Origin of the sequence: Rheinheimera sp., from assembly GCF_020217005.1 — a bacterium.
Classification (GTDB): Bacteria; Pseudomonadota; Gammaproteobacteria; order Enterobacterales; family Alteromonadaceae; genus Pararheinheimera.
In genome coordinates, this window is the sequence record NZ_JAIWOI010000151.1 from 1 (window position 1) to 10,000 (window position 10,000).

Sequence of the window (10,000 nt, forward strand, 5' to 3'; positions counted from 1 at the left end):
GGCAAACTCGTCAAACAACTTGCTAGGGTTTTTACCCAGCACGTTGATCAGCGTATTTAAACGGCCACGGTGCGCCATACCGATAATACAGTCTTTTGCGCCCTGCTCGCCTGCACGGTGGATCATGGCTTTGAGCATTGGGATCATAGCGTCACCGCCTTCTAAACCAAAGCGCTTGGCGCCAGGAAATTTAGAGGCCAGGTATTTTTCCAGACCGTCGGCGGCAACTAAGCCTTGCAACAGTTTAGTTTTTTCTTCTTTACCGAGCGCACGTGAAGCCTGTTGGCCTTCTAAACGTTGTTGGATCCAACGTTTTTCGTCCGTCGATACAATATGCATATATTCAGCACCGATAGAACCACAGTAAGTGGCCTCCAGCGCTTTGTATAAGTCGCCTAACTTCATACTGGTTTCACCACCAGCAAAAGAGCCGACATTAAATTCGGTATCAAAATCAGCCTGAGTCAGGTCGTGATAGGACAACTCCAGATCACGCACACGCGGCTGCTTCCACAGGTTCAGCGGGTCAAGGTTTGCATGCTGATGACCACGGAAACGGAAGGCATTAATTAATTGCAGAACTTTCACCTGACGCTGATCTGAACCACCCGCATTCACCGTAATAACTTCACGGTGTTTGTTTTTGGCGAGTTCAGCAAATTGCTGGCGAATGTCGCTGTGACGGGATTCGAGTTCTACGCCGTCAATTTTTGGCAGACTGGCAAAAAATTCACGCCATTCATCACTGACGCTGGTCGGTTCAGCTAGGTAGGATTCATAGAGTTCATCGACATAGGCCATGTTGCCACCGCCTAAATGAGAAGACTCTAACCACGCCTTCATTACACCTTCGTGCATTTAGTTTCCCTTATTCGAAGCACCTGGAAAAAATTAGCAAAAAGCGCCCCAGTAATGTGGGCGCGCTTCATTTTATACCAATCAGCGCCTTTTTACCCTTCTTAACTTGAAAACTGTAGCTTTGCTGACAGAGTTTCCCGAACCAACCAGATAAATAACCTATCGGATTGAACGCTCGATGACTTGTCGTCAGGCTACAGCACCAATTGTTTTGGGTATGCTCTGACAAAGGGCGCTTAAAGCGCCCGGTTTAACAGCATAGATTTGATCTGACCTATGGCTTTGGTCGGGTTCAAACCTTTTGGACATACGTTGACACAGTTCATGATGCCATGGCAGCGGAACACGCTGAATGCATCATCTAAATCGTTTAAACGCTGTTCAGTGGCAGTATCACGGCTGTCGGCTAAGAAGCGGTAAGCGTGTAATAAACCAGCTGGTCCGATAAATTTATCCGGATTCCACCAGAACGAAGGACAAGAAGTTGAACAACATGCACATAAAATACATTCGTACAGGCCGTCTAACTTTTCACGTTCTTCAGGCGACTGCAGGTATTCACCTGCTGGTGGTAATTCGTCATTGATCAGGTAAGGTTTGACCTTTTCATACTGAGTGTAGAACTGAGTCATATCAACAACTAGGTCACGCACTACAGGTAAACCTGGCAATGGACGGATCACCAGCTTGCCACCTTTGCCTTTGCCTAACGCAGACAAAGGAGTGATACAAGCCAGACCATTTTTACCGTTCATGTTCAGACCGTCTGAACCACAGACACCTTCACGGCAGCTGCGACGGAAAGATAAGGTTGGGTCTTGCTCTTTCAATTTCAACAGTGCGTCTAACACCATCATGTCACGACCTTCCGGGTTATCCAGAATGTAGTCCTGCATACGTGGCGCTGTATCGACGTCAGGGTTGTAACGATAGACAGAGAATACTAACTTCTTCATTCTGCATCCCTCTTAGTACGTACGTGCTTTAGGCGGGAAAGCATCACGGAACTTAGGTTCCATGTTCACTTTACGCTTAAACATTGATTCAGTATCTGGCGTGTAGACGCTGTGGCATAACCAGTTTTCGTCATCACGATCCGGGAAGTCAAAACGAGCGTGGGCGCCACGGCTTTCAGTTCTGTAGTTGGCAGCAACTGCAGTTGAAAACGCGGTTTCCATCAGGTTATCCAGTTCTAAACATTCAATACGCATGGTATTGAAGTCTGAGCTCTTGTCATCCAGACGTGCATACTTCAGACGTTCGCGGATTTCTTTTAACTGAGCTAAACCTTCAGCCATAGCCTCACCTTCACGGAATACCGAGAAGTTCAGTTGCATACATTGCTGTAAGTCTTTCTTGATTTGAGCCGGATCTTCACCCTGACCTGGTTTGCTGTCTTCCCAGCGCTGAGTACGGGCTAAAGCAGCCTGCAGATCAGAATCAGAAGCCGCACGGTATTCAGAGGTAGCTGCCAGAGCTTCGCCCAGGTGTAAACCTGTAGCACGACCAAATACCACTAAGTCTAACAGTGAGTTACCACCTAAACGGTTAGCACCATGTACAGACACACAAGCGATTTCGCCACAGGCAAATAAACCCGGAACTACTGACTCAGAGCCATCCGGTTTTGGATGAATGACCTGACCATGGACGTTGGTTGGAATACCACCCATCATATAGTGACAGGTTGGGATAACAGGGATTGGTTCTTTTACCGGGTCTACGTGAGCGAAAGTACGGGACAGCTCACAAATACCAGGTAAACGGCTTTCTAAAACTTCTTCACCTAAGTGATCCAGTTTCAGTTTGATGTGTGGACCCCATGGACCATCACAACCACGGCCTTCACGGATTTCAGTCATCATAGAACGAGCTACAACGTCACGACCCGCTAAGTCTTTGGCGTTTGGTGCATAACGCTCCATGAAACGCTCGCCGTCTTTATTTAATAAGTAACCACCTTCACCACGACAACCTTCAGTCACCAGAACACCGGCGCCTGCAATACCTGTCGGGTGGAATTGCCACATTTCCATATCCTGCAGTGGTACACCGGCGCGTAAGGCCATACCTACACCGTCACCTGTATTGATGTGAGCGTTGGTGGTTGAGGCGAAGATACGGCCAGCACCACCAGTCGCCAACACTACAGCGCGGGATTTGAAGTAAACAATTTCACCGGTTTCGATATCAATGGCAGTACAACCCACCACAGCGCCGTCCTGGTTTTTCACCAGGTCCAGTGCATACCACTCAGAGAAAACCTGAGTTTTGTTTTTTACGTTTTGCTGATACAGCAGGTGCAATAAGGCGTGACCTGTACGGTCGGCCGCTGCTGCTGTACGGGCAGCCTGCTCGCCACCGAAGTTTTTAGACTGACCACCAAAAGGACGCTGATAAACACGGCCGTTCTCAAAACGAGAGAAAGGTAAGCCCATATTTTCCAGTTCAGTAATGGCTTCAGGGCCTGTCTTACACATGTATTCGATCGCGTCCTGGTCACCGATGTAATCGGAACCTTTGACCGTATCAAACATGTGCCATTCCCAGTTGTCCGGGTGAGAGTTACCTAACGCTACAGTGATACCACCTTGCGCAGATACAGTGTGAGAACGGGTTGGGAATACTTTGGATAACAAAGCACAGGTTAAACCTGATTCGGTAATTTGCAGAGCGGCGCGCATACCGGCACCACCTGCGCCTATTACCACGGCATCAAATTCGCGTACTGGAATATTCACTTAAACACCCCACAGAACAAAGAGACCAACAGCTACATAGCCAAAAGCTAAGGTGTATAACAGGAACTGTAAAACGCCACGCAATGCTGCATTTTTGACGTAGTCAGTTAATACCTGCCACAACCCAATTTTGGTGTGAACTGCGATACAAACTAAGGCTAATAAAGTGAAAGCTTTCATCAGCAGGCTGGAAAACAGTGCTTTCCAGACATCGTAGGTTACTTCAGGAGTAACCAGGAAAAATCCCAGAATAAACAGAGTGTACAGCGTCAGAATAACAGCTGTGGCACGTAACGAGACGTAGTCCTGGACACCGTCACGCTTTAAACTGGCTTGATTCAGAACCATAACCAAACTCCTGCTAAAACAGCTAATACAATCCACAGTGCGATAGTCACAACTGCGCTGGTGTTACCGGACTTCAGTTCTTCCCAGTGGCCCATGTCCATAATCAAGTGACGGATGCCACCAATCATGTGATAGAGCAAAACTGTGATAGTACCCCAGGCGATAAACTTGGCGATGAAGGATTGTAATACCAGTTTCACTTGCTCAAAGCCTTCCGGAGAAGACAAAGACACTGCCCAAGCCCAGATCACAAACACCAAAGCGAAAAACATGGCGACGCCAGTTACGCGGTGCAGGATCGACGCTAACGCAGGAGCAGGAAAAGATATTGTTGTAAGGTCTAGATTTACAGGTCTTTGCTTTTTCACAGTTTCTTGCCCATCGACGCTCTTTATAGAGCTTTGTTGTCATTATTTGTTGCTGAATAATCAGTCAACGCCCAATGGATATACAGGCTACAGCTAAGTGTGGTTCAGCCTATTTTTTTATCTATCAAACGCTGAACAGGTTTAAAACCCGCGACAGTATATAATTCACCAGTTCGGATTACAATTTATGTTTGATTTGGTTATCGAATTTCTGCGTAGTGCAGACTACAGCATTCCATTTTGATGGCAATACGACCAGAGTCGAATACTTATTATCCAATCGCGCATTAAAATTGACTTTTAGGCAGCACTTGACGTTAGAATAGGTGCGATGAAGGTTTAACCCAATTAAAACAACAGGAGAAATCCAATGGCAGATAAAAAAGCTGTCGTGCAGATCGAAGGACAGGCACCATTTGAACTTCCTATCTATTCTGGCACTGCAGGCACTGATGTTATAGATGTTCGTGCTTTAGGTCAGCAAGGATACTTCACCTTCGATCCGGGCTTTATGGCTACGGGTTCATGCGAATCAAAAATCACCTATATCGATGGTGACAATGGCGTGTTGTTACACCGGGGTTATCCAATTGAGCAATTAGCAGAGCACTCAGACTATCTGGAAACCTGTTATCTGCTATTAGAAGGTGAATTACCTGGCAAAGCCAAGTATGAAGAATTTGTGCATACCATCACGCGCCACACTATGGTGCATGAAAAAATTGCCTCTTTTTTCCAGGGCTTCCGTGTTGATGCTCACCCAATGGCCATGCTGTGTGGTGTGGTTGGCGCTTTGTCTTCGTTCTACCACTCAGACCTGGACATTAACGACCCGGAGCAGCGTAAACGCAGTGCTCACCGCTTAATTGCCAAGTTACCTACTATCTCTGCCATGGCGTATAAATACACTGTAGGTCAGCCTTTTGTGTATCCACGCAATGACTTAACTTATGCAGAAAACTTCCTGCATATGATGTTCTCAGTACCAGCTGAAGAATACAAAGTTAGCCCTATCCTGGCCAAAGCCATGGACCGTATTTTCATGCTGCACGCAGACCATGAACAAAACGCTTCAACCTCTACTGTACGTTTAGCAGGTTCTTCAGGCGCTAACCCTTATGCCTGTATCGCTGCTGGTGTCGCTTCTCTGTGGGGCCCTGCCCACGGTGGTGCTAACGAAGCCTGTCTGAAAATGTTACAGGAAATTGGCTCTGTTGAGCGTATTCCTGAGTTTGTGGCTCGTGCCAAAGACAAAAACGACAGCTTCCGCTTGATGGGCTTTGGTCACCGCGTTTACAAAAACTTTGACCCTCGCGCCAAAGTGATGCGTGAAACCTGTCACGAAGTGTTAAAAGAGCTGAATATCAAGGATCCTCTGTTGGATGTTGCTATGGAGCTGGAGCGTATTGCGCTGTCTGACCCGTACTTCATCGAGAAGAAACTCTATCCAAACGTAGATTTCTACTCAGGCATCATTTTAAAAGCCATTGGTATTCCAACCAGCATGTTTACTGTGATTTTCGCTATGTCACGTACTGTCGGCTGGATCTCTCACTGGGACGAAATGTTGTCAGACAAAGGTCACAAAATTGGCCGTCCGCGTCAGTTGTACACTGGTTACACCAAGCGCGACTACAAAAAAGCCTAACCTGCTAATGAGGCCGGATGTTATGATCCGGCCTCATTTGTTTTTGCTTTAGGTTGGCAGCCTTGAATTTCGATTTATCCGCTTTACGTCAACAATTCCCTTTTTTCAGCGCTCATCCGGATTGGATTTACCTGGATAACGCCGCCACTTTGCACAAACCCCAGGCTGTGCTTGACGCTATGCATCAGTTTTACCGCAACCAAAACAGCAATGTGCACCGCTCTGCCCACGGTTTAAGCCAACAAGCTACAGCAGCTTTTGAAGCAGCCAGAAACACAGTAGCGCAGTTTTTAAATGCCCGTTATGCGCATGAAATCATCTGGACCAGCGGCACTACGGCAGGTTTTAATCAGCTGGTGTTTGGCCTGATGGGACCTGTATTACAAGCTGGTGATCGGGTATTAATTTCATCTATGGAACATCACGCCAATATAGTGCCCTGGCATATCCATGCCCAACCTTTTGGTGTGCAGTTGGATGTGGTGCCTTTAACAGCTGAGCACAGGTTTGATCTCGCTGCCTTTACCGAATTATTAAAGCTCAAGCCCAAAGTGGTCAGTATCAGCCACGTCTCTAATGCGCTGGGCCATATTCAGCCAATTAACGACATAGTACGGCTGGCTAAAGCTGCAGGAGCTCTAGTGGTGCTGGACGGTGCACAAGGCATTGTCTGGGAGAAAGTGGACGTACAACAGCTGGATGTGGATTTTTATCTGTTCTCAGGTCATAAGCTCTATGGCCCAACCGGCATTGGCGTTTTGTATGGCAAAACACAGTATTTAGAGCTGCTGCGCCCGCTGTTGGGCGGTGGCGAAATGATTAAAACCGTCAGCTTTTCTGCCAGTAGCTGGAACGATTTACCCTACAGATTAGAGGCCGGCACCCCAAATATGGCCGGTGCTATTGGCCTTGCCGCCGCCATTTTGTGGTTGCAACAGCAGGATTTGACCGCGTTTCAGCACCATAAAACAGCCCTGTTGCATCGCTTTTATACGGGGTGTCAGCAGATATCGGCGTTAGAACTGCTATCTGGTCCGACAACTAACGCAGGAATTGTGGCACTCAACCTGAAAAATGAGCACCCTGCCGATCTCGCAGCCTTGTTAGACCAGCAAAAGATCGCAGTTCGGGCCGGAACTCACTGTGCCATGCCGTTATTTCAAGCACTCAACGTCAAGGGTTCTGTACGATTCTCTTTCGCCAGTTACAACAGTTTCGACGAAATTGACCGAACTTTAACCGCTTTAGCTACAGCAGTGGAGTTACTTGCCGAATGATCCGACCAGATATCTTTACAGAAACCGCCTCAGCTTTAAAAAATATTTACGCCAATCATCTGCCGCAGCTACAGCAACTGAAAGACTGGCAAAGTAAGTACCGCATTTTAATGACATTGGGTAAAGCATTGCCTGCTTTTGACAGCGAATGGCACAGAGATGAGTTTCTGGTGCAGGGCTGTGAAAGCAAAGCCTGGCTGCTGCATTACCAGGATCCAGTGACAAATCAGCACTTTTGGGCTTTTGATAGCGACGCTCGTATTGTTAAAGGGCTGATTATTCTTCTGTTAGTGCAGTTGAATGGCCTGACAACGGAAGAATTGGCACATGCAAAACCGGAGTTATTGCTGAACGAATTGCAGTTACAACAAAATATCAGCCAGTCCCGCAGTAATGGTTTGCTGGCTGTATTAAACAAAATCAAAAATGGGGTCAGATCACATTGTTAACAGTTAACAATGTGATCTGACCCCATTTTCATTTATTTGCTTTGTCGGCCAGTTTTTTCAGCACTCTGGATACAGCAACAAAAGCAAAAGAGCCAGTCACTACTGTGACAGCACCAAAACCACCACTGCAATCTAAGCGCATAGGGCCATCCAGTTCAGGTTTGGTCTGGCAGACAGTGCCATCCGCTTTTGGATACACCAGTTGTTCAGTGGAATACACCGCATCTATGCCAAAACGCCGTTTGGGATTACGGCTGTAGTTATAGTCACGACGCAACGTATTGCGAACCTTAGATAACAGAGGGTCATAGACGGTCTGACTTAAATCGGCCAACTGAATTTGGGTTGGATCAACCTGTCCGCCTGCTCCACCAACCGTCACTATCGCAATTTTATTGCGTTTGCAGTGCGCTATCAGTGCCACTTTGGCTTTGATCGAATCAATGCAATCCACCACATAATCAAAGTCTGTGCTCATCAGCTGAAATAAATTGTCGTGACTGACAAAATCTTCCACCTGATGCACCACACAATCCGGATTAATGGCTTTGATCCGCTCAGCCATCACCGCCACTTTATCCTGACCTATGCTGTCCGATAAGGCATGCAACTGCCTGTTGGTATTGCTGATACAAATATCATCCAAATCAATCAGGGTAATTTCGCCTATGCCAGAGCGCGCCAGAGCTTCAGCCGCCCAGCTGCCGACGCCACCAATACCGACCACACAAACATGGGCCTTCTGAAAGGCATCCAGGGCTTTGCTGCCGTACAAACGACCTATACCGGCAAAACGTAATAAATAATCAGACACGTGCATTACTCAACTTTTAACACTATTGGTTTGTGATGGTTTCTGAAAAGACGGCCACTCCAGCAATGCAGGTTCAGCCCAATGCTGCCTCAAATGCTGTTGCAAAGGAGCAGTCATAAATTCCAGACCATCAGAAGGTGGCAATACCAGCTTTATCTCGGCACCACCCCAGCTAAAATACAGCGCATAGGCATGCAAATATAAACGATCGGAAGCACTACCCTGATACAAATCATCGCCCAAAATCGCAGCGCTGACGCTTTTTAAAGCCACTCTCACCTGATGGGTTTTGCCGGTAAAAGGCTTGACCAAAAAAGCTCTACGCCCTTCGATTTGGTAAAAAGCCGAGACAAAATAACTGACAGCAGGACTAGTTAAAGTACTGGTCAACTTCCAGGCTGAACGGCGTGCCTGCACCATATCACCTTTGACCCAGCCTTGTTTTTTCTTTGGTTTTTGATCGGTCAGGGCTAAATAAAACTTCTGGATCTGCTGCTGTTGAAACAGCTGTGACAACTTCGCCGCCGCTTCACTGCTTTTGGCCAGCACTAATAAACCTGAGGTGCCTTTGTCCAGCCGATGCACTGCATAGAGCTTGACGCCACACTGTGCTTCGGCCAAAGCCACCACGCCGGGTTCAAACTCGGAATGAAAACTGATGCCGGATGGTTTATCCAGCACCAAAAAATCGGCGTGATCAAAAACCAGTTTTACTGTCATTTACAGAGCTGCCGCCACCAGACGGGCTCGTTCTAAATCCTCTGGCGTGTCGACGCCTACAGCCGGGACTTCAAGCGCAGTAGCCACATGAATAGCTTCACCTTGCCATAGCACTCGCAACTGCTCTAAGCATTCAATCTGCTCCAGCTGTGAAGCTGGCCAGCTGACATAATCTTTAATAAAACCAGCACGATAGGCATAAATACCTATATGGCGACGGTAAATATCCGCCAGTTGACTGGTAAAAGCTTTGTCTCTGTCAAAAGGGATCACAGAGCGGCTGAAATACAGCGCATAGCCATTTTTATCGCTTTGTACTTTCACCACATTGGGGTTTTGTACTTCATCGCTATGCTCTATAGCCACGGCTAAAGTGGCCATCCGTGCTTTGGTTTGGCTGGCTAAATTGTCCGCCACCTGACGGATAATAGCTGGTGGAATAAAAGGCTCGTCGCCCTGCACATTCACCACCACTGTATCGTCCGCCAGACCTAATAAAGCCACCACTTCGGCCAGACGTTCAGTACCTGAGTTATGAGCTGGGCTTGTCATACAAACTTCAGCGCCAAAGCCTGCACAGACCTGTTGCACCCGGGCGTCGTCTGTTGCAATCACCACCCGCTTGGCACCACTTTTAACCGCCTGACGGTAGACCCGTTCAATCATGCTCTGACCGGCAATATCGGCCAAAGGTTTACCCGGCAATCGGCTACTGGCGTAACGGGCCGGAATAACGACCAGAAACTCAGAAGGGTTAAGCGCGGCTTGCATTAACGC

The 10,000-nt window shown here is 47.5% G+C and carries 10 protein-coding genes and 1 pseudogene; 3 read left to right on the forward strand and 8 right to left on the reverse strand.

What is annotated here, in order from left to right; translation table 11 throughout:
- The 5 genes and pseudogenes from LDL40_RS07385 to sdhC all read right to left on the reverse strand — a co-directional run.
- Positions 1-858 (reverse strand): annotated as a pseudogene (locus LDL40_RS07385) (2-oxoglutarate dehydrogenase E1 component); the annotation flags it as partial.
- 236 nt (positions 859-1,094) lie between these two features.
- Positions 1,095-1,814, reverse strand: a complete 720-nt coding sequence (locus LDL40_RS07390) for a succinate dehydrogenase iron-sulfur subunit (RefSeq protein WP_300994591.1) — start codon at positions 1,812-1,814, stop codon at positions 1,095-1,097.
- A gap of 12 nt (positions 1,815-1,826) precedes the next feature.
- Positions 1,827-3,599 carry a succinate dehydrogenase flavoprotein subunit gene (gene sdhA / locus LDL40_RS07395; protein WP_127022195.1) on the reverse strand — a complete coding sequence of 591 codons (1,773 nt, stop codon included), beginning with the start codon at positions 3,597-3,599 and terminating at the stop codon, positions 1,827-1,829.
- Entirely contained in the window at positions 3,600-3,947 is a 348-nt protein-coding gene (gene sdhD / locus LDL40_RS07400; RefSeq protein WP_300994593.1) for a succinate dehydrogenase, hydrophobic membrane anchor protein, read from the reverse strand. It lies immediately after the preceding gene.
- Positions 3,938-4,315 (reverse strand): succinate dehydrogenase, cytochrome b556 subunit, encoded by a 378-nt coding sequence (sdhC, locus tag LDL40_RS07405; protein ID WP_367304304.1) that lies wholly within the window; start codon positions 4,313-4,315, stop codon positions 3,938-3,940. Before sdhC ends, sdhD begins: the two co-directional genes overlap by 10 nt.
- Positions 4,316-4,685: 370 nt before the next feature.
- On the opposite strand from sdhC, the gene gltA reads away from it, so the two are divergent.
- From gltA to LDL40_RS07420, 3 genes are all read left to right on the forward strand, one after another.
- Positions 4,686-5,963 (forward strand): citrate synthase, encoded by a 1,278-nt coding sequence (gltA, locus tag LDL40_RS07410; RefSeq protein ID WP_300994595.1) that lies wholly within the window; start codon positions 4,686-4,688, stop codon positions 5,961-5,963.
- Positions 5,964-6,025: 62 nt separating this feature from the next.
- Positions 6,026-7,240 carry an aminotransferase class V-fold PLP-dependent enzyme gene (locus LDL40_RS07415; RefSeq protein WP_300994596.1) on the forward strand — a complete coding sequence of 405 codons (1,215 nt, stop codon included), beginning with the start codon at positions 6,026-6,028 and terminating at the stop codon, positions 7,238-7,240.
- Positions 7,237-7,689: a SufE family protein gene (locus tag LDL40_RS07420; RefSeq protein WP_300994597.1), complete on the forward strand. Its 453-nt coding sequence runs from the start codon at positions 7,237-7,239 to the stop codon at positions 7,687-7,689. The genes LDL40_RS07415 and LDL40_RS07420 overlap by 4 nt, the downstream gene beginning before the upstream one ends.
- 28 nt (positions 7,690-7,717) lie before the next feature.
- On the opposite strand, the gene tcdA is transcribed toward LDL40_RS07420, so the two are convergent.
- From tcdA to kdsB, 3 genes are read right to left on the reverse strand one after another with little or no spacing between them, the layout of a single operon-like run.
- A complete protein-coding gene (gene tcdA, locus LDL40_RS07425) occupies positions 7,718-8,509 on the reverse strand; it encodes a tRNA cyclic N6-threonylcarbamoyladenosine(37) synthase TcdA (RefSeq protein WP_300994598.1) in 792 nt (263 codons plus the stop codon).
- A gap of 3 nt (positions 8,510-8,512) precedes the next feature.
- On the reverse strand, positions 8,513-9,223 hold the full coding sequence (locus LDL40_RS07430; protein ID WP_300994600.1) for a TIGR01621 family pseudouridine synthase: 711 nt from the start codon (positions 9,221-9,223) through the stop codon (positions 8,513-8,515).
- Complete coding sequence (kdsB, locus tag LDL40_RS07435) at positions 9,224-9,994, reverse strand: 3-deoxy-manno-octulosonate cytidylyltransferase (RefSeq protein ID WP_300994602.1); 771 nt, start codon at positions 9,992-9,994, stop codon at positions 9,224-9,226. It lies immediately after the preceding gene.
- Between the last annotated feature and the right edge of the window lie 6 nt (positions 9,995-10,000).